Genomic DNA, 24,199 nt, shown 5'->3' on the forward strand with positions numbered 1-24,199 from the left:
CTTATATCGCTAATGGCTTGAGTAATGCCACAAGTGATCAATCAGAAGTAAATACAGATACGACAACAGATGAACCATTAAGTAAGGTGGAGATTAGTAAAGTTGTTAAAAGTTTTATTACTGATAAGACAGGCTATCCAGAAGAGCTACTTGAGGATGAAGCCGATTTAGAGGCAGATTTGGGTATTGACTCGGTTAAGCAATCGGAAATTATGGCTAAGGTAAGAACTGAGTTTAAACTTAGTGATATCGTAGATAGCGAGGAAGGTTTACCTCATACAATTTCTGATATTGTAAGTTATATTAAGAGTAATCAATCTAATACTGTTCCATTGCTCAACTCATCTATTCCTATCTCTACAGATAAAAGTATTGTTAATATTCAGCCTGATGAATTTTATGAAATGTCTAGATATTCTGCAAGTACAATTGATATGGCAATAAATGATGAAGCATCATATCCTTTAGAAAATAGGAATATTTTGTTAATCGGAGATTCAAAAGATGGTGAACTTAGTAAATTAATGTTAGAAAGACTATCTGAAAGTAATAATAAGGTTGCTTTGATTTCACCATTAGAATTCGATTTTTCTAATAGTGAGGATATTAAAAATGTATTTCAAGAGAGAGTAAATCAATTAGGCTATGTTGATTGTATTATTAATCTTCAAGGATTAACGAATATTGTATCAATTAATAGTGATATGACTACAGAAGAATGGGAAAGCACAGTATTGAGCCTATATAATGGGTTATTCTATTCATCTAAGATTTCATATGAATTTTTAAAAAATCATACTAATTCTGCATACTTTGGGGTTACAAATATCGGAAAATATTTTGGAGTAGAAAATAATCAAAATGAAGTAATCAATCCATTGGGGGCCTTAGTTACAGGTTTTGTAAAAGCACTTGAAAAAGAATTGCGACCATTCAAAACAAAAGTTGTTGATATTGATGATTCTGATCACTTAACTAATGAAGAGATTTCAAATATATTATTGAGGGAATTTTCTTCAATTGGTAATTTAATTGAGATTGGTATAAAGAATAAAACTCGAAAGGGTATTGTTACGAAAACAATGGAAAATGTAGCTTTTGAGGAAAAATATTCGTTTTCCAGTAATGATGTAGTACTTGCAACTGGTGGGGGAAGAGGAATCACCTTTGAATGTGCCAAACAATTAGCTTTAAAAACAGGTGCAAAATTAATCCTAACAGGTCGTACTGATATTCCATCTATGGATGAGGATTATATTCAAATGACAGGTGTGGAATTTGATAGTTATAAATCTCGATTCATGATTCAACAGAAAAAATTGAATCCAAAATATTCTGCGCTAGATATTTTATTAAAATATGAAAAATTAAGAAACTCAAGGATACTAGCTAAAAATATTGAATCACTAAAAAATCTCAATATCAATTTTGAATACATAAAATGTGATTTTGCTAGTGAAAAAGATGTAATTCGGCTTAAAAAATATTTAAATGAAAATAATATTCAAATTAGTGGAATTATAAATGGAGCCGGTTTACCATCTTTTGGGAAAGTTAATGCTAAAAATGAAAATGCAGCTCTCAATGTTGTAAAAGTAAAAGCTAATGCAACGTTTTTATTATATAAATACTTTATTCAATACGGATTAGTAAAATTTATTATCCATATGGGCTCAATTAGTGGACGATTTGGTATGGATGGACAAGTGGATTATTCAGCAGCAGCAGATTTTTTAGTGAAAATGTCTGACAACATTAACAGTTTATCTCAAACTAAGAGTGTTGTAATTGGCTGGCCAGCTTGGGATGAAGTTGGAATGGCAACTAATGATGACGTTCAAAAAGTTCAAAAATATGAAAGAGGTCTTTCTTATATCTCGGTTTCTGAAGGAACTCAACGATTCCTAGAGGAAATATTTCTTTATAAGGGAACAAATGAAGTGTTACTTTTTCATAATTTAGGAACTAAAAATATGCCGTTAGGACAACTTGATTATACCAATGATATAGTTGGGTTTTCTGAAGTGATATCAAAGGATGGCAGGGTGTGTAATCGAGAAGAATATCCTATGATTGACTCAGTCAAATATATAGATGAAAATAAAATTATAGCAAAGAGAAAATTATCAATAGATTATGATGAACATTTAAAGGAACATATTGTGAAAGGTACAAGTGTTTTGGCTGGTGTTTATCATGTTGAAGCAGCAGCGGAATTAGCTGATTTATATTTGAATAATTTTGGAATGAAAGAATATAAAGTGGCCGAAATTTCTGAATTTGAGTTTGAAAAATTTATTAAAGTATATGAGGATAGAGAGGTAGAACTGACTTTAACTGGTGAGATATTATTAAAAAGTGACAATCAATTAGTTATGAAAGTTACACTTTCTTCTGATTTTGTAAACAGTAAAGGTGTAGTTTTGCAGAAAAATATTATTCATTCATCGGGTATTATTGAAATGAATAATTTATTAACTACAGAATCTGTTGAAAGGTACAGAGATATGCTGGGTAAATATAATAGTATCCAGATAAAAAAACATTTAAATATGGATAAATATTATTTGAAAGGAGCAGATAATATATTTTTTGGACCTAACTTTAGAAATATTAGTAATGTGAGAGTGGATAACAGTAAAAAAATATCTATTGGCGATATTAATGTAACTGATGAAAGTAAGGTATTTAATTTTATCAATAATATTGATTCTAAAATTAATCCAATTTTAATTGATAATGTTGGAAGGCTTATGCTATTAAATGAATTTTATCAAAATGGTAATACAGTTGTTCCAACCTTTATTTCTAAAACAATTTCCTTGGAGAGTTTTAATATTGGTGAAAAGGTGAAAGCCTATGTTGAAAAAGTTGCTGAAAATGGTGACGAGGTGATTTATGATGCTTTTGTATTTAATGAGTCAAAATTATTATTAATTATTGAACAAATGCACTTAACTAAGGTTGGACAAACTTCTGATTATGAAATTGAAATTTAAAATAAAGTTTTTTAAAGATCCAGGTATTTATATTCAAAATATCGATGATTATACTGATTTTGACTTTAAATTGTTTAAAAATTATCTATCAAGAAATGAATTAAAAAAAATAAATAGAATACGTATATTAGAAAAACAGTATTTAAAAATATTATCAAGATTTATGATTAAAAATATTGTAAAAAATGATTTTGGTAGCGATGAATTAAATTGTTTTGAAGTTCTTAATAATATGGGAGATATAGGCCAACCTGTTCTTTTTTTTAAAAACAAAGTTACTAGTATGAGTGTAAGTATGTCCTATTCATCCCCATTAGTAGCAGTAGAAGTGTATGAAAAACAGGAAGGTGGAAGCATTGGTATAGATATTGAAAAAATATTTAAAAATATCTCAAGTGAATTTTTAGAATATTGCTTTACTTCGAAAGAATTAGAATCTATATCAAAAATTTTTAAACAAACTACATTTGAATGTAGTTGTACCATGTTGTGGTGTATAAAAGAATCAGTGGGGAAGCTTTTTTCAATAGGCTTATCTGGTAATCCTAAAAAAATAGAGATATTATTTAAAAATTTAAATGAATTAGAAGTAGTTATTCATTCAAATAAACTAGGGGCTTGTGTTTATAGAGAACCTCTAAGTTTAAATGTTGATTTTTTAGATGGATATTGCATTTGTAGTGCGAAGATACGAGGAGGTATAGATAATGACATCAATTATATCAGTAAAAAATTTAAAGAAGACTTATCAACAAAGGACAGTTGTTGATAACCTCAGTTTTGATGTAGAAGAAGGTAGTCTATTTTCCTTTTTGGGACCCAATGGAGCCGGTAAATCAACAACAATCAACATTATTTGTACAGTATTAAAATCCTCTAGTGGAGAAGTTTTTATTGATGGATTAGATGTCAGAAAACATAGTCAAGACATTAGAAAAAAAATTGGGGTAGTCTACCAACATAATGTTTTGGATAATTTACTGACGGTTTCGGAAAACTTGAGATTTAGAGCTAGTTTATATGGAATCATAGGTAATGAGTTTGAAAATCGCTTAGAAGAAGTAGCTAATCAATTAGATTTTAAAAACTATTTGAATCAACCTTTTCATACTTTGTCAGGTGGGCAAAAAAGGCGAGTTGAAATAGCTCGAGCAATATTTCATGAACCTAAAATTTTATTGCTTGATGAGCCAACGACTGGTTTGGACCCTGAGTCAAGGAAAACTGTCTGGGAGATTATTGGGACATTGAAAAATAATTTTGGAATGACTATCTTTTTAACGACCCATTATCTTGAAGAAGCGAGAAATTCTGATTTAATCACAGTTATTAATCAAGGTAGAATTGTTGCAACAGGAACGGCTATTGCTCTTCAGAAAAAGTATTCTTGTGACCGATTATTTTTATATCCTTATAAAGAAACAATGGAGCAATTAATAACTAGTGTCAAAAATGTACCATTGTCTTACAAAATATCCGACGATCATTTAATTATTGAGGATCCAAGCATTGGTAACGTAAGGGAAATATTGAAATATGATTCGTTGATAGATTCGTTTGAGTACTTTAAAGGAAATTTAGATGATGCATTTATCAATATTTTAAAACAAACGGGGGATAGTGTGTAATGATTAAAAGACATTTAAAGATTTATATCCGAGATAAGGGAACATTAATTTCCTCTCTTGTTGCTATTTTCGTTACAATAGGATTATATCTATTATTTTTAGGAAATTATCTAGAAAATACCATCGATCAGTCTATTGGAACTAATTCTGGGAATTTCTTGTTTGTTAATACTTGGGTGCTATCTGGAATTATTATCGTTAGTTCAGTTACTATTTCTTTAGGAGTATTTGGTGTTAAAGTTAAAGACTATGAAACAGGAATATATACCAGTTTTGCTGTTAGCCCAGTTAAGAAATTAGTAATTGTATTCAGTTATATTATAGCTGCTTGGCTGATGAGTCTTGTGATTACACTTGTTGTGTTATTGATTTGGACTCTAGTAATGGGGATGTTAGGTTATCAAATAATTACGGTTTCCACTATTCCACTACTTCTTATTTATATTACTCTAAATAGTTTATCGGCAACCAGTTTTACATTCTTTGTAGTGAATTTTGTTAAATCTGTAACTGCTTTTAGTTCGGTTTCAACTATATTAGGAACGCTAACAGGATTTTTAGCAGGAATCTATTTACCTATAGGAGCACTGCCTAGTTATGTTCAATATATTATGAAATTTTTCCCACCGACTTATGGTGTAGCACAGATTCGTAGTCTTTTAACCAAAGAACCTTTGAAGGCTATTACGAAAGGTGATAGTTCGTCTACTGTTGAGCAACTTAAACTAGATATGGGGATTCATGTAAAAATTTTCAATCACGTATTAAAAAATTATGAGATAATTTATTTACTGTTGTTTGTTATAGTGCTATTTATTCTATTATCTGGTTATCAATTAAGGGAGAGAAAAAATGAATGAAAAAAATAAATTTCATCATGGTGATTTAAAAAATGAAATTATTAAGCAAGGTCTAAAAATTATATATGATAAAGGATTCCAATCTGTTGAACTAAAAGATATTTCAAAGGCTTGTCATGTAAGTACTCCATCTATTTATAGGCATTTTGATGGAAAGAGTGATTTGATGGATAAACTACTTATTGAAGTGTCGCATATTTTTTATAATTTTTTAAAGAAAGAATGTCATCACTCTTATGAAGATGCTGAAGAAGATTTGATAAATATGGGAGTGAGATTTTTACAATTTTCTCAGGACTATCCTCACTATTTTGAGTTTTTATTTTATAGCAAGTTTGAACGTCATGTACAATTAGGAACAGATATCCAGATTGATTACAATGATGAAAACAATAGCTTCAATCTATTTAAAGAAGTTGTAATTCATTATTTCAATAATAATGGGATTAAGCAGGACCACAATAGGCACATTGTTAATCTTTGGTCCTATATTAGTGGTTTATCTATTATTGCTGGTAGTATTGATAGTGAGAATAAAAATATAATTTTAAGAAATTATATTCAAGGCATGATTAAATCATATACTCTTGGAATTAAGCAGGAATATGGTATTTGATAGGACAACTATTGTTATTTATTCCTATTTATATAAGAAAAAGTGATTTGGTAAAAACTCCAATATTATTAAATTAATCCCCCTTATTTAGGAGATTATGTGAAACGAAATACAGCACAGCTCAAAGGAAATTTGATTCAAGCAGGAATAGAACAAATCTGCCAACATGGCATAGATAATCTATCACTAAGGACCGTCTTACAAAAAAGTCGTATTACACACGGTGCTCCCTATAAACACTTTGGCAGTAAAGATGGTATCTCAGAATTGTCCTATCACGTCTTTCTGATTTTTGGGCCAATGAGATTTTCGTTGGCATCACGTCATTCACATCAGCGAGAGATGAATTGAGTCAAATGGGATTTAACTTTGTTTTAGCTACACAGAAGAATCCTTATGTCTTTGAAAGCTCTTTTTATTAAATCGCCCTTTAAATACATGGAGCTTTCTGGAGATACTATTTTAGTAGAAAAAGACTTACTTGGTTTTGATTCTTTTAAACGTGTTGTTCTAGCACTAAGAGAGGAGAAAGGCTTCCATAATAGTGAAGCTGATACTCTCTTTCACTTTTGTAGTTTTATCTCAGGCTTGGCTATTCTATCAAAAAAGTTCTATCGGAACGAATTTTTCACAAGCATCTCTTCGATTATTACTCGGAGAGATGCTTGATATTTACATTAAAGGAGAAAACGCATGAATATATTAATTATCACGGCCCATCCTAACCCACAAAGTTTCAACTCATTCATCCTTAAACAAGTACGAGAAAACATTGATAAGTCCCATAAACTTCAAGTACTTGACCTTTATGCTGAAGGATTTGATCCCACTTTGCGTTTTGATGAGAAACATCGAAGACGTGATTTAGTCTCTAATCCTAAAACTGCTAAATACCGTGATTTGGTGACTTGGGCAGACCAATTTATTTTCATCTTTCCTATTTGGTGGTCAGGGATGCCAGCGATGCTCAAGGGTTTTATGGATTGTGTCTTTGTCGCTGGATTTGCTTATCACAACACTAAGACTGGCTTAAAAGGCCATTTAAAAGGTAAGGCATGGATTATTACTACCCACAATACGCCATCTTTTATTACACTATTTTCTCAAGACTATGGTAAGGTCCTTAAAAATCAGATTTTAAAAGCCTGTGGTATTTCACCAGTCACCATCAGTCGAATTGCTGGTGTTGAAACAATTTCTGATCAGAAGCGACAAAAGGCCTTGGATAAGATTATCCTGAAAGCAAAAAATCTATAAATTATTAGAATACAATAGTGGTGTGAATTTTTAGTATTTAATAGCTCAATTCAATGCTTTTTAGGGTAAAATTCACACCATTCCGACGAAATTAGTTGAAATTGATTGAAAGTGTGCTTTCAGAAAATCGTGGAAATAATTGATATTAAAGGCTTTTGAAATTTATTCAAGCAAAAGTTGTTCAAACCAGGTCTTAAGAAAGCTCGTAAAGCTAGCCAGTTCTCTAAACGTTAATTCGTTACTGGACAGCAGAGTACAAACGAAAACACTTTGCAGCTTGCAAGGTGTTTTTTTGTATGAGAACTGGTGGTGCGCAATTAGGATAGCTCTAGCGACTTTAGTCGCATAGAGATATGCTATGCACAGTTGCCCCAAGAAAACAAGCAAAGCGACGTTTGATTGGATGGCAACCACTTCACTCAAAACGTTAATCAATACGATTATATCAACGTTTCAAAGCACTCACAGGTTTGCCTTATGGGGGCTTTTTTGTATGGATTTCTAAAAAAATATTCTAAATCTTACTTGAATTTTGCATTCATCTTGAAAATTCTACAACAATGTGATATATTTATAACAGATGAGATGTGATATATTTATAACATTTTAAAAGGAGCTGACAAAGATGAAAATGTCGAGGAACTTAAAGATAATTATTTATATGGCTAGCATGCTTATTGTTGTATGTTTAGTTTTATTGCTGGGGAATCACCTACCGATTCTAGCAAAAGGTGCTATTATGACGATGTCTTGGCTTCCTACGTATTTAGCTTGTACGATGCTATCGGTCCTCTCAAAATCAACCTATCAAAAGAAAGAGAAAAACATGTTTGGGATTACTGCAAAATTATATACAGTGCTTGTACTTCTCTCGTCCTCGATCTATACTATTGGAGTTTGGCTTCTAACTCCTGGTTCTTTGATTAAGAATATAATGTTAGGAATTGGATTAAGTGTTCAATTATTATTAATGTTTTACTTCTTATTCAAGAGAATTAATGAAGAACCTGATGAACGATTTTATAGAAATATTGCAAAGTCCTCTTCCATTTTGTTTACAATAGCAATCTTCATATTACTTCTAATTGCAACCTTGATAGCCGTCGGTGGAGTTTTCATTTTGAATGCTGGATTTCTTTATATTTTGGTGGCTTTTTTACTCTTATTATTTGCCATTACTTACTTTATCATTGAAAAAAGGGGATGAAATATGGCGAAAGAAAGTAAAATAGAGACTAACTTGAAAGAAGTAAGGGAAGCTTATGGTATGACTCAACAAGATTTAGCAGATCAAGTAGGGATACGGAGAGAAACGATTATTCACTTGGAAAATAACCGCTACAACCCTTCGTTGGAAATGGCTTTAAAAATAGCACAAGTCTTTAATAAACAAGTGGAAGAACTATTTCATCTGAAATAAGAGAAGTAAAACAATCCTTATTTTAGGAGTTACTCATAGTGTATACGAAAAATTTGTCAAAATGATTTTCTTAAAAAAATTTTAGTTTAAACTCTATCAAAAATAAGATAGCAGCTTATTTTTTCATAATTCTAACTGATGTAAACGAATTCCCAAACAAAACAACTCTCATAAATCCTAATTTTTATCTAATGTAGCAAACTAAAGTCTTGCATATTATGTATTTATCATCCAAAAACACCAGAAAATAAATAGGTACGATAACTTGAAAGTTGATATTGTTCTACACCTCAAATAACTTAGATTTGGTCGTTTTATAGGCCTCTTCTAGCCATTATTTTTTATGATAATGAATGTATATTTTACTGGTTTTATCTTTATATATGAAGAAAGGTTTGTATTTTAACTTAAGATAGCGCATAATAAATTGTTCAAAATAACACTAAGATTAAAAACCGTTAATTATTTTTGAGTAATAATATCCCCTTCGACTCCTTTGTTCGTAGGAATTGTAGTGTATATTAAAAATTTAAAAAAGTTTTTAAAAAATTGTTGACATATCCCTAAATAGTGTTATAATCTATAAATGTCAGGGAGGTCCTGATATAAAATATAATAATCCATTAGAGGAGAAACAATTATGAAAAAAGTATTGCTTACATCAGCTGCAGTTCTTGCAGTATTCGCATCATCAGCTGCAGTATTCGCAGACGGTGAATTGGGAGCTAATCGTTGGTCAAACGAATCAGGTATCTATGTAGAAGATAATAACCAACCTGCAACAGTTGACTCAATCAAAGCAGCTAACGATAAAGATCTTGGCGATAAATCAGAAAAATGGACTCGCGATGCTAACCAACTTAAACCAGGTGAAAACCTTAAAGTTGAAAAAGGTGAAGCAGAAGCTCCTAAAGCTGATGAAAATAAAGATGCAGCTGCAGTTAAAGATGAAGCTAAAGCTGTAAAAGCAGCAGAACAAAAAGCTCCAGCAGCAGCTAAAGCTGACGCTAAAACTCTTCCAAATACAGCAGCAGTTAAATAATTAACCGTTATTGCTGAAAAGAATATCACTGGGGCTTAGGCTTCGGTGATATTTTTCTATAGATAAAGAAAAGGATTTCATATTTCATGAGTAGTCATAATCGTAAATCTACTGGATCTCGCAAAAAACTGATTGCTGGGATTTCAGCCTTAGTGATTGCTGCTTTGGCAATTTTCCTTGGCTTCCAGTACATGTCGCCAACAGCGTCATCTTCTAATGGTATTAAGAGTGCTTTGACTACCAAAAAAGCAAGCACTTATAAGGTTTCGGATGAGGAAAAATCTTATCTAAAGAACAAGTTTGATGGCCTTACTGCAACTAACCCTGATACTATAGCTTATGTTTATGCCCCAGGGACGAAATTAGATGAGCCAGTTGTTCAAACAACAGATAATTCAACTTATTTGAACAAAACGTTTGATGGGGGAAATGTTCCTTATTTAGGAACAGTCTTCATGGACACAGATAATAAGAAAGACTTCAGTGATCGCTTGACTTGGCTCTTTGGTCATGCTCGAGGAAGTAAGGTTGCTGATAGCCGTATGTTCAATGATGTTAACTACTACAGTGATCAGTCATTCTTTGACAAACACAAATATGTTGTTATAGAAACACCTCAACGTAAGTATTATTACGAAGCCCTTGCGATGGTCATCGTACCTGAGGATACAGCGTTCTATCGTACATCTTTTGAAAATGATAAAGACTTTAAACAACAGTTGGATATCATTTATGATCATGCTAGTGTTAAAAACAAGGATTTGAAGGTTAGTGCTTCAGATAAATACCTCGTTCTTTCTACTTGTCGTGAGGAGGATGAAACGATTCGTGCTAATCTCTACTTGCGTCAAATTCCAGATTCTGAAATGACAGATTTTGTTGCTAAGCATGGCAAAGATTTGGAATATACACCAACACGATAATGATTAATAGAACTCTACTTCTGCTGAAGTAGGGTTTTTATCTTGTTTCGAAACAGCTTCTATGCTTGTCAATCATTATAGAGGTGAGATGTAATCGTTTATTAATCTTATTTACGATTTATGGATAACTTTTTTTGGTACACTAGAAGTGTGAAAAAGGAGATTATTATGGAACAGAGCCGTGCTAAAAAGCGTGACATTGCAATGACTAATAAGATTTTGATGGGGTTGATTGCCCTCGTCTTAGGTTTGCTTTTTCTTGAAATTTTAATTGTTAATGGCAATAATGAACAGCGGAAAAATGGTTCGAATCAAGTAAAGACGGCACGTATCATGGCAAATGGTGACTTGCTTTATCACGACGGTCTTTATATGAGTGCCCTTCAGGAAGATGGTAGCTATGATTTTACGGAAAATTTTACTTATGTGAAACCGTGGTTAAAGCAGGCTGATTTGGTTTTGGGTGATTTCGAAGGGACCATTAATCCTGATTATCCTCTGTCGGGTTATCCCTTATTTAATGCTCCTCAAGCAGTGACTACGGCAATCAAGGATGCTGGCTATAATGTCATGGATTTGGCCCACAACCATATTTTGGATTCTGGTTTAGAGGGGGCTTTTACAACAGCTAATGCCTTTAAAAAAGTAGGCATTGACCCTATCGGTGTTTATGAAAAACCTGTGCGTGACAAGGCACCCCTACTCATCAAGAATGTTAATGGTATCAAGATTGCGATACTCTCCTATTCTTATGGTTACAACGGTCTGGATTCAAATCTGACTAAGAAAGAGGTTGCGGATCATTTGTCGAATCTAGATGAAAAACGTATGAAGGCTGAGATTGAACGTGCTGAAAAAGAAGCTGATATCACTGTTATCATGCCGCAGATGGGCGTTGAGTATCGTTTGGAACCGACAAAAGAGCAGATTACCCTTTATCATAAGATGATTGATTGGGGGGCTGATGTTATCTTTGGAGGACATCCTCATGTGGTTGAGCCGTCTGAGGTGGTAAAAAAAGATGGACAGCAAAAGCTTATTATTTACTCGATGGGGAATTTCATTTCTAACCAGCGTATAGAAACAATGGACGGTGTGGATAGCGCGAAATGGACAGAGAGAGGTGTTTTGATGGACCTTACTCTTGAAAAGAAAAATGGTCAAACCACGATTAAGACAGCTCAAGCGCACCCAACCTGGGTTAACCGTACACCTAAGGGAACAGTTTCACCAGAAGGTTATCCTTTGTATACCTACCAAACCTACATATTAGAGGATTTCATCAAAGGTGGAAAATATAGAAATCAACTAGACGAAGAAACCAAAGAACGTGTGGATACTGCCTATAAAGAAATGAATGCTCATGTTAATTTAAAGTGGAAATAAATTGATAATATCACCTGAATTGTATTGATCTCAAAAGTTAGATTTTTTCTGTCTAACTTTTGGGATGCCGTTCAATTGGGGTGGTATTTTTTTGTTTATAGACAAGTTACCCACAGACTTATCCACAATTGTGGATAAGTCTGTGGACAGTGTGTATCATTGAATTTTTAAGATGAGAAATCATAAAAAAGACTGACGTTGTAAATTTAGTTATCCACAAGTTTTTAGGTATTGGTATGAATCTAATTCATAAACGATACTAGCTAAAATGGGTGAAAATATTCGTCTTTTTCGCTTAAAAAGGTATATTTTCTATAAAAAATAGCCTTTTTACGTAAAATATGCTAAAATTATACAAAATAAAATGATGGAGGCTTGTCATGAAAGCGATTATTACAGTTGTAGGTAAGGATAAAGCGGGTATTGTTGCAGGAGTTGCGACTAAGGTTGCAGAGCTTGGCTTGAACATTGACGACATTTCCCAAACAGTCCTTGATGAGTTCTTTACGATGATGGCAGTGGTATCATCAGAAGATAAGCAGGATTTTACTCACCTACGTGGTGAATTGGAAGCCTTTGGTGAATCATTGAACGTTAAAATCAACATCCAAAGTTCAGCGATTTTTGATGCTATGTACAACTTGTAAGATAGGAGTAGCTAAAAAATGGATATTAAACAGGTTACAGAAACCATTGCCATGATTGAGGAACAGAACTTTGATGTTCGTACCATTACCATGGGAATCTCACTCCTTGATTGTATTGATTCAGATATTGATAAGGCTGCGGAAAAGGTATACAACAAGATTGTTTCTAAAGCTAAGAATTTGGTAGCAGTTGGTGACGAAATTGCGGCTGAACTTGGTATTCCAATTGTTAACAAACGTGTCTCAGTTACGCCAATCTCAATCATTGGTGCAGCGACAGATGCGACAGACTATGTACCATTTGCCAGAGCACTTGATCGTGCGGCTAAAGAAATCGGTGTTAACTTTATTGGTGGTTTTTCTGCCCTTGTTCAAAAGGGCTACCAAAAAGGTGATGAGATTCTTATTAATTCTATCCCACGTGCGCTTGCTGAGACTGATTTTGTCTGCTCATCTGTAAATATCGGTTCAACAAAAACTGGTATTAACATGACGGCAGTACGTGACATGGGACGTATCATCAAAGAAGCTTCTGAAGCAGATCCAATGGGCCCAGGTAAATTGGTCGTCTTTGCTAATGCGGTTGAAGATAATCCCTTTATGGCAGGTGCCTTCCATGGTGTTGGAGAAGCTGACGTTGTAATCAATGTTGGGGTTTCAGGCCCTGGTGTGGTGCAGCGTGCTGTTGAGAAGGTTCCAGGTGAAAGCTTCGATGTTCTAGCAGAAACAGTTAAGAAGACGGCTTTTAAAATCACACGTGTTGGTCAGTTGGTTGGTCAGATGGCTAGCGAACGACTAGGCGTTGAATTTGGTATTGTAGACTTGTCTCTTGCACCAACTCCAGCAGTAGGTGATTCAGTGGCTCGTGTACTTGAAGCAATGGGTCTTGAAGTTGTTGGTACGCATGGTACTACTGCAGCTCTTGCCCTTCTTAATGACCAAGTTAAAAAGGGTGGTATCATGGCATGTAACCAAGTCGGAGGTTTATCAGGTGCTTTTATCCCGGTTTCTGAAGACGAGGGGATGATTGCAGCTGTTAAGTCTGGTCATATCAACCTTGAAAAATTGGAAGCTATGACGGCTATCTGTTCTGTTGGTTTGGATATGATTGCTATTCCAGCTGATACGCCAGATACAACAATTGCAGCTATGATTGCTGATGAAGCCGCTATTGGTGTCATTAACCAGAAAACAACAGCTGTTCGCATCATTCCTTATGGTAAGGAAGGTGATATGCTTGAACTTGGTGGTCTCCTTGGCTATGCGCCAGTAATGAAGGTAAATAAAGCTTCTTCGGCTGATTTTATAGCGCGTGGTGGTCAAATCCCAGCTCCTGTTCATAGCTTTAAAAACTAAAGTGATGATAAGTGCTTTACCGATTGGTGAAGCATTTTCTGATGGTTTCGCTAGCTAGATAGTCAGGTAGATTTGTGCTATAATGAATTCAAAATGACGGAAAGAAGGGGGCGCCATGAGTAAGGTTAAGTTGTATATTGCGAGACATGGAAAAACCATGTTTAATACTATTGGACGTGCGCAAGGTTGGTCCGATAGTCCTTTAACGCCATCTGGGGAAGAGGGCATTCGTGAGCTGGGTGTAGGTCTAAAAGCGGCAGGTATTCCTTTCAAGTCTGCCTATTCTAGTGATTCGGGACGTACCATTCAAACCATGGACATTATCTTACGTGAGACTGGTTTTGAGAGCATTCCGTATAAACGGGACAAGCGCATTCGTGAGTGGTGCTTTGGTAGTTTAGATGGTGGCTACGATGGCGAACTTTTCTATGGTGTGCTACCGAGAACAGATGCTTTTCAAGGTAAGGATTTATACGAAGTGAGCTACCCCGAGCTTGCACAGAGTATTCTTGATGTAGATACGGCTGGTTGGGCAGAACCTTGGGAAGTTCTTAAAAAACGTATTATAGAGGGTTTTACAGCTATTGCAGAGGATGTGTTAAAAGCTGGTGGTGGTGATGCTATTGTCGTCAGTCACGGCATGACTATTGCGACCCTAGCTTGGTTAATTGATCCTTCTGTCGAACATCCTTCATTAGATAATGGTTCGGTAACTGTCGTTACATATGACAATGGGAAATTCACATTAGAAACGCTTGGCGAGATGACTTATCGTCAGGTTGGACGAGAGATAATAGAAAAAGAAAATGGCAAAAAATAAGTATCCAAGTCGTCGTCAGGCGAAAAAACAAACCAATTGGTTTTTGATTGTTAGTAGTGTCTTGATTGTAGTATTGCTAGTTATGGCGGGAGCCTATTCACTATTTGGTGTGCATCATACGGTTCAACAAACCAGTGGAACATCAGTCACAAAGAGTGACAAGCAAACTGCAAGTGCAACTCAGAGTAAAGATACGAAAGGACTTCCTGATGTATCACCGAAAGACTGGGAATTGCTTTTGGTAAATCGAGATAATAAGTCTAAAGAGCTTAATCCAAAGATTGCAGATGTTGATGGTATTTCCGTAGATTCAAGAATTGCTAAGAACGTCAAAGAATTTTTAGCAGCAGCTCAAGAAATTGATCCAAGTTATCATCTCATTTCAGGTTACCGCAGTGTTGCTTACCAAACAGAACTTTATAACACCTATGTTCAACAAGAAATGGCTACAGATCCAAGTTTGACGAAATCTCAAGCAGAGAAAAAGGTTCAAACGTACTCACAACCTCCTGGTGCTAGTGAACATCAAACAGGTCTTGCAATTGATATGAGTACCGTTGATAGCCTAAACGAAGCAGATCCTGATACGGTTGCTAAGGTCAAGGAATTAGCACCAAAATATGGCTTTGTTCTTCGCTTCCCAGAAGGAAAGGCGTCATCAACAGGCGTAGATTATGAGGACTGGCATTTCCGTTATGTTGGTAAAAAGTCGGCAGAGTATATGACCAAGCATGACCTTACCTTAGAAGAATATCTGGCACTATTAAAGGAGAAGACTAAGTGAGACGACGTTTTAAACTAAAAGCCTTCATAATCTTAGTTGCTGTTTTCGCTCTAGGTATCCTCTTGCCACTCATCTTGCATGCGTCTACGGATGACAATGCTCGTTCAGTCAAAGTTGCCTACACACAGAAAGAATTCGTTGACAACTTGGCTCCTACAGCGCAAAAGATGTCCAAAACCTACGGTGTGCCTGCCTCTATTCTCCTCAGTCAAGCGGCGTATGAGTCTAATTATGGTAGCAGTCTTTTGTCGGTCAAATATCATAATCTATATAGTCTATCTGCTCAGCCGGGTCAGGAGCATATCCTTCTGAAAGATAACGTTTATAGTAAAGGTAAATGGCAATATCAAAAGGTAGATTTTGCAGTCTTCAAGGATTGGTCAAGTTCTATGTTGGCTTATTTGGAAGGTCTTCGTCAGGGAAGATGGGGTGAATCAACCTATAAAGAGGTAGCAGGAACGACTAGTTATAAAGTTGCGGCGGAAAAATTACAAGCTGCAGGTTTCAACAGTGATCCGGACTATGCTAAGCATCTCATTTCTATTGTTGAAACCTATCATTTGTCAAAATATGATCGCTGAGATTTAAATGCCCCTTGAGGGTATTTTTTATTTTTTCTAGGTCTTTAGATGTATTTTTAGCACTCTTGCAAAAAGAGTGCTAATTTTTTGGTTTTTTGTGTTGACATGTTAGAGTTTAGGTGTATAATAGAATCATAAGTTAGCAGTCGGCATATGAGAGTGCTAATAAATAGAAATGAGGTGACATCGTGATTACGCAAAGACAAAACGCTATTTTGAATTTGATTGTTGAGATGTTCACTCGTACCCATGAACCAGTTGGTTCTAAAGCTTTGCAAGAATCTATCGATTCAAGTTCAGCGACTATTCGAAATGACATGGCCAAGTTAGAAAAAATGGGTTATCTTGAAAAAGCCCATACTTCTAGTGGGCGTATGCCAAGCCGAGCAGGTTTTCAATATTTTGTCGCTAACTCTTTGAATCTTGATACGATTGATGAGCAGGATGTTTATCAAGTTGTCAAGGCCTTCGACTTTGAGGCTTTTAAACTTGAAGACATTTTGGACGCAGCAGCAAAGTTGCTGGCAGAAATGACAGGATGCACAGCAGTGATTCAAGATGTGGAACCGACCAGACAGCGTCTGACGGGATTTGAAATCGTTCAGTTGTCTAATCATGATGCTTTAGCAGTTCTTACTTTGGATGAATCTAAGCCGGTGACAGTTCAGTTTGCTATTCCGAAGAATTTCTTGTCTAGTGATTTGGAAATTTTTCATAAACTTGTTCAAGAACGTTTCTTGGGGAACACTGTTTTAGATATCCATTATCGATTACGGACAGAAATTCCTCAGATTGTGCAAAAGTATTTTAAAACAACAGATAATGTTTTGGATTTGTTTGATTATATCTTTTCACAACTCTTTAGGGAATTGATTTTCATCGAAGGTAAGGTTGCATCATTGACCTATGCCGATTTAAAAACTTATCAGTTTTTGGATAATCCACAACATGTGGCGCTTGAACTTCGATCAGCTATCTCCGATGATGAAGTGACCAAGGTTTCGGTTGCTGAATTAACTGAAGAAGCTCTTGAAAATATAACAGTCATCAGTCATAAATTCCTGATTCCTTATCGTGGGATGGCACTTATGCATGTGATTGGTCCTGTTGAAATGGATTATCATCGCATGATTAGTTTGGTCAATGTTATCGGTAGGGTTTTGGTTATGAAGTTGACGGATTATTATCGGTATCTCAATAGTAACCATTACGAAGTTAACTAATATATAAAGTTTAAAAAGCATAGAAAGAGGTGTATGCCTTGACAGAAGATATTAAAAAAGAAGAAGTAAAAGAAGAGGAAACTACTGAAACAACTGAAAAAGTTGTAGAGGAAGCAAAAGACCCTTCTGAACTTGAAGAAGCACAAGCGCGTGCAGAGGAGTTGGAAAACAAATATCTCCGTGCCCATGCAGAAATGCAAAATATTCAGCGTCGTGCAAATGAAGAACGTCAACAACTGCAAAAATATCGTAGTCAGGATTTGGCAAAAGCTATTTTGCCATCATTGGATAATCTCGAACGTGCTCTTGCCGTTGAAGGTTTGACAGATGATGTGAAGAAGGGCTTGGAGATGGTCCAAGAAAGTTTGGTACATGCTCTGAAAGAGGAAGGAATCGAAGAAATCCCAGCCGATGGTGATTTTGACCACAACTTCCATATGGCTATTCAAACCATGCCAGCAGATGATGAACATCCAGCAGACACCATTGCACAAGTCTTCCAAAAAGGCTACAAACTCCATGAACGCGTCCTAAGACCGGCTATGGTAGTAGTTTATAACTAGGATACAAAGCCCGTAAAAAGCTCACAGTAAAAATAGGAGATTGACGAAGTGTTCGATGAACACAAGGAAATCTATCTTTTTTACCCAGAGCTTAGGGCGTGTTCAACTAGGCAATTCTGACGGTAGCTAAAGCGACTCGTCAGAAAACGGCAGTCGCTATGGCGTTTGCCTAGCCTCCTTACTAACTCGTCGTCGAAATAATATTGATTTCGACTCCTCGTGTTGTAACATAATAGGAAACTTGTCCGAAACGACACTAAACTATGAAAGAAAGATAAGAAGCAAGCCATAGGCTTGCAAAGCAGATATTTCCCGTCGTGGTGAAAGTTTCAGTAGCGTGTGCTACTGAAACAGGGGATTTTTGAGACAGTAGGCTCAAAAATAAGTGATGAAATCCCGAAGGGAGTTGCTCACGTCCCCACCACTTAAGGGAAGTATCAAAAAGAAAAAAAGAAGATAGATTCAAGGAGAAAAACATATGTCTAAAATTATTGGTATTGACTTAGGTACAACAAACTCAGCAGTAGCAGTTCTTGAAGGAACTGAATCAAAAATTATCGCAAACCCAGAAGGTAACCGTACAACACCTTCAGTTGTTTCATTCAAAAACGGTGAAATCATCGTTGGTGACGCTGCAAAACGTCAAGCAGTCACAAATCCAGATACAGTAATCTCTATCAAATCTAAGATGGGTACTTCTGAAAAAGTTTCTGCAAACGGTAAAGAATACACACCACAAGAAATCTCAGCTATGATTCTTCAATACTTGAAAGGTTACGCTGAAGATTACCTTGGTGAAAAAGTAACCAAAGCAGTTATCACAGTTCCAGCTTACTTCAATGATGCTCAACGTCAAGCAACTAAAGACGCTGGTAAAATCGCTGGTCTTGAAGTAGAACGTATCGTTAACGAACCAACTGCAGCAGCTCTTGCTTACGGTTTGGACAAGACTGATAAAGAAGAAAAAATCTTGGTATTCGACCTTGGTGGTGGTACGTTCGACGTATCTATCCTTGAACTTGGAGATGGTGTCTTTGATGTATTGGCAACTGCAGGGGATAACAAACTCGGTGGTGATGACTTTGACCAAAAAATCATTGATCACATGGTTGAAGAATTCAAGAAAGAAAACGGCATCGACTTGTCAACAGACAAGATGGCTCTTCAACGTTTGAAAGACGCAGCAGAAAAAGCTAAGAAAGACCTTTCAGGTGTCACTTCAACACAAATCAGCTTGCCATTCATCACTGCTGGTGAGGCTGGACCTCTTCACTTGGAAATGACATTGACTCGTGCGAAATTTGATGATTTGACTCGTGACCTTGTAGAACGTACTAAAACTCCAGTTCGTCAAGCCCTTTCAGATGCTGGCTTGAGCTTGTCAGATATTGATGAAGTTATCCTTGTCGGTGGTTCAACTCGTATCCCAGCCGTTGTAGAAGCTGTTAAGGCTGAAACTGGTAAAGAACCAAACAAATCAGTTAACCCTGATGAAGTTGTTGCCATGGGTGCTGCTATCCAAGGTGGTGTGATCACTGGTGATGTTAAAGACGTCGTTCTTCTTGACGTAACACCATTGTCACTTGGTATTGAAACAATGGGTGGAGTCTTCACAAAACTCATCGACCGTAACACTACGATTCCAACATCTAAATCACAAGTCTTCTCAACAGCAGCAGATAACCAACCAGCCGTTGATATCCATGTTCTTCAAGGGGAACGCCCAATGGCAGCAGATAACAAGACTCTTGGACGTTTCCAATTGACAGATATCCCAGCTGCACCTCGTGGTATCCCACAAATCGAAGTAACATTCGACATCGACAAGAACGGTATCGTATCTGTTAAAGCGAAAGACCTTGGAACTCAAAAAGAACAACACATCGTTATCCAATCTAACTCAGGCTTGACTGATGAAGAAATTGAAAAAATGATGAAAGATGCCGAAGCAAATGCTGAAGCAGATGCAAAACGTAAAGAAGAAGTAGATCTTCGTAACGAAGTCGACCAAGCTATCTTTGCTACTGAAAAGACAATCAAAGAAACAGAAGGTAAAGGTTTCGATACAGAACGTGATGCTGCTCAATCAGCCCTTGACGATCTTAAGAAAGCTCAAGAATCAGGAAATCTTGATGATATGAAGGCTAAATTGGAAGCTCTTAACGAAAAAGCTCAAGCTCTTGCCGTTAAACTTTACGAACAAGCTGCAGCAGCACAACAAGCTCAAGCAGGAGCAGAAGGTGCACAAACAGCAGATAATTCAGGTGACGATGTCGTAGACGGAGAGTTTACGGAAAAGTAAGATGCAAAGCCCGTTAAAACCTCACAGTGAAAATAGGAAATCTGACGCAGAAACTTTAGTTTCTAGAAAGATTTATCTTTTTCACCAAGAGGTTAGGGCGTGCTCAATTCAGCTTAACAACTAAATGATAAAAAGAAATCCAGAGGTTGCAAACCAGCCTCTGTTTTTCGGTAAAATAAGTGAAGTAAATGCAAGATATGCTTCTGCTTCATGTTGTAAAAAATAAAAAAGAAAGGAACAAAGAGTGTTCGTTGGTGAACACGGGCTATGAACCAAGCCAGAAAGATAGCTAATTAAAAGGTCCATTTACCCCTCTTAAAAACTATTGTTTTGGCTTTCTTCATTGGATGCCCTTTGTATCTTAAATTATGAACAATACTGAATATTACGATCGTCTTGGGGTATCTAAGGATGCCTCTCAAGATGAAATAAAACGTGCCTATCGTAAGATGTCTAAGAAATACCACCCAGACATTAATAAAGAACCAGGCGCAGAAGAAAAATATAAAGAGGTCCAAGAGGCCTATGAGACATTAAGTGACGATCAAAAACGTGCAGCTTATGACCAATATGGACCTGATGGTGCTAATGCAGGCTTTGGTGGTCAAGGTGGCTTCGGTGGTTTTGATGGTGGAGCAGGCTTCGGAGGCTTTGAGGATATCTTCTCAAGCTTCTTTGGTGGCGGTGCTGCTCGCAATCCGAATGCTCCTCGCCAAGGAGATGACCTTCAGTATCGTGTCAACCTAAGTTTTGAAGAGGCTGTTTTTGGTGCTGAAAAAGAAGTTCACTACAACCGTGAAGCGACATGTAAGACATGTTCAGGATCTGGTGCAAAACCGGGAACAAGCCCTGTAACCTGTGGTCGCTGTCATGGTCAAGGGGTTATCAATGTTGATACGCAAACACCACTTGGGGTGATGCGACGTCAAGTAACTTGTGATGTCTGTCATGGAACAGGTCAAGAAATCAAGGATCCTTGTCAAACTTGTCATGGAACAGGACATGAAAAACAAAGCCATAAAGTATCTGTCAAGATTCCAGCAGGTGTTGAAACAGGTCAGCAAATCCGTCTTGCTGGTCAAGGTGAATCCGGATTCAATGGCGGTCCTTACGGAGATCTCTTTGTCATCATCAATGTAAATCCAAGTGACAAATTTACTCGTGACGGATCAACGATATACTACACTCTTAACATTTCCTTTGTTCAAGCAGCTCTTGGTGACACTGTTGAAGTACCAACAGTTCATGGAAATGTTGAGATGACTATTCCAGCTGGAACTCAAACAGGTAAAACTTTCCGTCTCAAAGGTAAGGGTGCCCCACGTCTTCGTGGTGGATCACAAGGAGACCAACACGTTACAGTGAAGATTGTGACACCTACGAAGCTCAATGATGCTCAAAAAGAGGCTCTTCTCGCCTTTGCCAAAGCAAGTGGTGATGAAAAGATTGCCCCACAGAAAAAAGGGTTTTTTAACAAAGTAAAAGATGCTTTAGAAGACCTGTAATGAAAAGACGCCTTGAGCGTCTTTTTTTACCACAAAAACTGTATGGGGTCAATTTATAGCCTAACCACTTTTTATCCTCAATTAAATTTGATATGATAGGCTTATGGTTAGATACAAAGCAATAATTTCCTATGATGGTACACTTTTTTCAGGTTTTCAAAGACAACCAGACGCTCGCTCTATTCAGGAGGAAATTGAGAAAACGCTATTGCGGCTAAATAGTGGCACACCTGTAGTAGTTCACGGAGCAGGTCGAACGGATGCTGGTGTTCATGCCTATGGACAAGTTATTCACTTCGATTTGCCTCAGGAGCGGGATCCAGAGAAGCTGCGTTTCGGTTTAGATACGCAATGCCCAGATGATATTGATATTGTTAGTATCGAACTTGTATCAGAGGATTTCCATGCACGTTACAATAAACATAGTAAGACTTATGAGTTTCTAGTAGATGCAGGTCGTCCTAAAAATCCTATGATGCGAAATTATGCCACCCATTATCCCTATCCACTAAGCTTAGCTCCTATGCAAGAAGCTGCCAAAGATTTGGTTGGTACGCATGATTTCACAGGTTTCACAGCTTCGGGTACCTCTGTAGAAAATAAGGTGCGCACAATTACCCAAGCTCGAGTCTCAATTAATGAAAAAACTGGATTCTATGTCTTTACTTTTTCTGGCAATGGTTTTCTTTATAAGCAAGTTAGAAACATGGTCGGAACATTGTTGAAAATTGGAAATGGTCGCATGCCTATTTCTCAAGTTAAGACAGTTTTGGAAAGTTGTGATCGTAAGCTTGCGGGACCGACAGCATCAGGTAATGGATTATATTTGAAGGAGATAAAATATGAGTGATGAATTAATTTTAGCCATTTCAGGTAATGACATTTTTAGTGGTGGAGGGCTTCACGCAGACTTAGCAACATTTACAACCAATAAGCAACATGGCTTTGTAGCTTTGACTTGTCTGACAGCAATGACGGAACATGGTTTTGAGGTTATTCCGATTGATAGCAAGGTCTTTAAGCAACAACTGGAATCACTAATAGATGTGCCTTTCTCAGCAATTAAAATTGGGTTATTACCAAACGTTGAAATCGCAGAGCTAACTTTGGATTTTGTTAAGAATCATCCTGGAATACCAATTGTTTTGGACCCTGTATTAGTTTGTAAGGAGACCCATGACGTTGAGGTTTCTCGGCTACGTAATGAATTAGTTAAATTTTTCCCATATGTTACAGTCATAACTCCAAATTTACCAGAAGCTGAGCTCCTTATTGATAAAAAAATCCATACTCTTGACGATATGAAGAGTGCAGCTTGTATTTTAAATGAATTAGGTGCTAAGACAGTCATCGTTAAGGGTGGTAATCGTTTAAATAATCATAAAGCAATAGATGTCTTTTATAATGGAAAAGACTATAAAATCTTTGAAGAGGCTGTATTGGATAAAAATAATACAGGTGCAGGTTGTACATTTGCCTCTAGTATAGCAAGTGAACTAGTTAAGGGATATTCAGAAATTGACGCTATAGCTAATGCTAAAGCCTTTGTTTTTGAATCAATTAAACAATCAAATGAGTTTGGAGTAGTTCAATATGCAAAATGATAAAACAAAAAAACTAACATTGTTAGCTGTTTTAACAGCGTTGTCAGTCACTTTTGGATTTGTAGCTAAAATCCCCACACCAACAGGATTGTTGACTTTGGTAGATGCAGGTATCTACTTTACCGCCTTCTATTTAGGTAAAAAAGAGGGAGCTATTGTAGGAGGTTTATCAGCATTTCTGATTGATCTCTTATCGTCTGCTCCACAATGGATGTTTATTAGTTTACTGATTCATGGTGCGCAAGGATATTTTGCTGGATTTAAGGGAAAATATCGTATTGTAGGTTTGTTACTTGCTACAATTTCAATGGTTGGTGGTTATGCTCTTGCTTCAATATTTATGTATGGAATAGGATCTGCCGTCGCAGAAATCATACCGAATTTCTGTCAGAACACTCTAGGGATACTAATCGGTTGGATATTATATCAAGGATTCCAAAAGGTTCAATCTAGAAAAGGGAAATAAGTTTCGTTAAAAACATATTGACATCCAATGTAATGAATGATAAGATATGAAAGTTGTCTCAAGTAGACTGACATTAACTTAAAATAGTTCTAAAACTTTAAAAAAGTTATTGACAAGGTAAGCAAGAGATGATAATATGAATAGGCTACATCGGAGGATGAAGCAGAGACACGAGGAAGTTTGGAAAAAACTTTTCAAAAAGTGTTGACAAGATATT

General features: G+C 36.2%; 22 protein-coding genes and 2 pseudogenes. All 24 read left to right on the forward strand.

Annotated features, from left to right (window positions below; all coding sequences use genetic code 11):
- Positions 1-17 precede the first annotated feature (17 nt).
- The gene (locus PCY14_RS09355; protein WP_301363463.1) at positions 18-2,999 is read left to right on the forward strand and encodes an SDR family NAD(P)-dependent oxidoreductase; all 2,982 of its coding nucleotides are present in this window, start codon (positions 18-20) and stop codon (positions 2,997-2,999) included.
- Entirely contained in the window at positions 2,983-3,768 is a 786-nt protein-coding gene (locus PCY14_RS09360) for a 4'-phosphopantetheinyl transferase superfamily protein (RefSeq protein ID WP_155213654.1), read from the forward strand. The genes PCY14_RS09355 and PCY14_RS09360 overlap by 17 nt, the downstream gene beginning before the upstream one ends.
- The gene (locus tag PCY14_RS09365) at positions 3,707-4,627 is read left to right on the forward strand and encodes an ABC transporter ATP-binding protein (RefSeq protein ID WP_048790478.1); all 921 of its coding nucleotides are present in this window, start codon (positions 3,707-3,709) and stop codon (positions 4,625-4,627) included. The genes PCY14_RS09360 and PCY14_RS09365 overlap by 62 nt, the downstream gene beginning before the upstream one ends.
- The gene (locus PCY14_RS09370) at positions 4,627-5,487 is read left to right on the forward strand and encodes an ABC transporter permease (protein WP_048790479.1); all 861 of its coding nucleotides are present in this window, start codon (positions 4,627-4,629) and stop codon (positions 5,485-5,487) included. Before PCY14_RS09365 ends, PCY14_RS09370 begins: the two co-directional genes overlap by 1 nt.
- Positions 5,480-6,103 (forward strand): TetR/AcrR family transcriptional regulator, encoded by a 624-nt coding sequence (locus PCY14_RS09375; RefSeq protein ID WP_014621050.1) that lies wholly within the window; start codon positions 5,480-5,482, stop codon positions 6,101-6,103. The genes PCY14_RS09370 and PCY14_RS09375 overlap by 8 nt, the downstream gene beginning before the upstream one ends.
- Positions 6,104-6,202: 99 nt before the next feature.
- Positions 6,203-6,800, forward strand: a pseudogene (locus tag PCY14_RS09380) (TetR/AcrR family transcriptional regulator).
- The gene (locus PCY14_RS09385) at positions 6,797-7,360 is read left to right on the forward strand and encodes an NAD(P)H-dependent oxidoreductase (protein WP_014621053.1); all 564 of its coding nucleotides are present in this window, start codon (positions 6,797-6,799) and stop codon (positions 7,358-7,360) included. Before PCY14_RS09380 ends, PCY14_RS09385 begins: the two are co-directional and overlap by 4 nt.
- A gap of 670 nt (positions 7,361-8,030) precedes the next feature.
- Entirely contained in the window at positions 8,031-8,567 is a 537-nt protein-coding gene (locus PCY14_RS09390; protein ID WP_293917569.1) for a hypothetical protein, read from the forward strand.
- Between the two features lie 3 nt (positions 8,568-8,570).
- Positions 8,571-8,780, forward strand: a complete 210-nt coding sequence (locus PCY14_RS09395) for a helix-turn-helix transcriptional regulator (RefSeq protein ID WP_021144888.1) — start codon at positions 8,571-8,573, stop codon at positions 8,778-8,780.
- 640 nt (positions 8,781-9,420) lie between these two features.
- Positions 9,421-9,822, forward strand: a complete 402-nt coding sequence (locus PCY14_RS09400; RefSeq protein WP_021144889.1) for an LPKTxAVK-anchored surface protein — start codon at positions 9,421-9,423, stop codon at positions 9,820-9,822.
- 86 nt (positions 9,823-9,908) lie between these two features.
- A complete protein-coding gene (gene srtB / locus PCY14_RS09405; RefSeq protein ID WP_008536263.1) occupies positions 9,909-10,745 on the forward strand; it encodes a class B sortase, LPKTxAVK-specific in 837 nt (278 codons plus the stop codon).
- 168 nt (positions 10,746-10,913) lie between these two features.
- The gene (locus PCY14_RS09410) at positions 10,914-12,131 is read left to right on the forward strand and encodes a CapA family protein (RefSeq protein ID WP_021144892.1); all 1,218 of its coding nucleotides are present in this window, start codon (positions 10,914-10,916) and stop codon (positions 12,129-12,131) included.
- 380 nt (positions 12,132-12,511) lie between these two features.
- Positions 12,512-12,778 (forward strand): ACT domain-containing protein, encoded by a 267-nt coding sequence (locus tag PCY14_RS09415; RefSeq protein WP_002888272.1) that lies wholly within the window; start codon positions 12,512-12,514, stop codon positions 12,776-12,778.
- A gap of 18 nt (positions 12,779-12,796) precedes the next feature.
- On the forward strand, positions 12,797-14,134 hold the full coding sequence (locus tag PCY14_RS09420; RefSeq protein ID WP_002888271.1) for a PFL family protein: 1,338 nt from the start codon (positions 12,797-12,799) through the stop codon (positions 14,132-14,134).
- A 115-nt stretch (positions 14,135-14,249) separates the two neighbouring features.
- Positions 14,250-14,954, forward strand: coding sequence for a histidine phosphatase family protein (locus PCY14_RS09425; protein ID WP_008536268.1), 705 nt, complete (start codon positions 14,250-14,252; stop codon positions 14,952-14,954).
- A 181-nt stretch (positions 14,955-15,135) separates the two neighbouring features.
- Positions 15,136-15,738 (forward strand): annotated as a pseudogene (locus PCY14_RS09430) (M15 family metallopeptidase); the annotation flags it as partial.
- A complete protein-coding gene (locus PCY14_RS09435; RefSeq protein ID WP_008536272.1) occupies positions 15,735-16,319 on the forward strand; it encodes a glycoside hydrolase family 73 protein in 585 nt (194 codons plus the stop codon). The pseudogene PCY14_RS09430 and the gene PCY14_RS09435, both read left to right, overlap by 4 nt.
- A 188-nt stretch (positions 16,320-16,507) precedes the next feature.
- Positions 16,508-17,542 (forward strand): heat-inducible transcriptional repressor HrcA, encoded by a 1,035-nt coding sequence (gene hrcA / locus PCY14_RS09440; protein ID WP_021151348.1) that lies wholly within the window; start codon positions 16,508-16,510, stop codon positions 17,540-17,542.
- Positions 17,543-17,580: 38 nt separating this feature from the next.
- Complete coding sequence (grpE, locus tag PCY14_RS09445) at positions 17,581-18,105, forward strand: nucleotide exchange factor GrpE (RefSeq protein ID WP_037609553.1); 525 nt, start codon at positions 17,581-17,583, stop codon at positions 18,103-18,105.
- A 478-nt stretch (positions 18,106-18,583) separates the two neighbouring features.
- On the forward strand, positions 18,584-20,407 hold the full coding sequence (gene dnaK, locus PCY14_RS09450; protein ID WP_002888263.1) for a molecular chaperone DnaK: 1,824 nt from the start codon (positions 18,584-18,586) through the stop codon (positions 20,405-20,407).
- Positions 20,408-20,775: 368 nt separating this feature from the next.
- Complete coding sequence (gene dnaJ, locus PCY14_RS09455) at positions 20,776-21,912, forward strand: molecular chaperone DnaJ (RefSeq protein WP_301363466.1); 1,137 nt, start codon at positions 20,776-20,778, stop codon at positions 21,910-21,912.
- Positions 21,913-22,015: 103 nt separating this feature from the next.
- Positions 22,016-22,762 (forward strand): tRNA pseudouridine(38-40) synthase TruA, encoded by a 747-nt coding sequence (gene truA / locus PCY14_RS09460; RefSeq protein WP_293930658.1) that lies wholly within the window; start codon positions 22,016-22,018, stop codon positions 22,760-22,762.
- Positions 22,755-23,516, forward strand: coding sequence for a bifunctional hydroxymethylpyrimidine kinase/phosphomethylpyrimidine kinase (locus tag PCY14_RS09465; protein WP_021144899.1), 762 nt, complete (start codon positions 22,755-22,757; stop codon positions 23,514-23,516). Before truA ends, PCY14_RS09465 begins: the two co-directional genes overlap by 8 nt.
- Positions 23,506-23,982: an ECF transporter S component gene (locus PCY14_RS09470; protein ID WP_008536283.1), complete on the forward strand. Its 477-nt coding sequence runs from the start codon at positions 23,506-23,508 to the stop codon at positions 23,980-23,982. Before PCY14_RS09465 ends, PCY14_RS09470 begins: the two co-directional genes overlap by 11 nt.
- Positions 23,983-24,199 lie beyond the last annotated feature (217 nt).

This window comes from Streptococcus sp. SV2, assembly GCF_030440175.1.
Classification (GTDB): domain Bacteria; phylum Bacillota; class Bacilli; order Lactobacillales; family Streptococcaceae; genus Streptococcus; species Streptococcus raffinosi.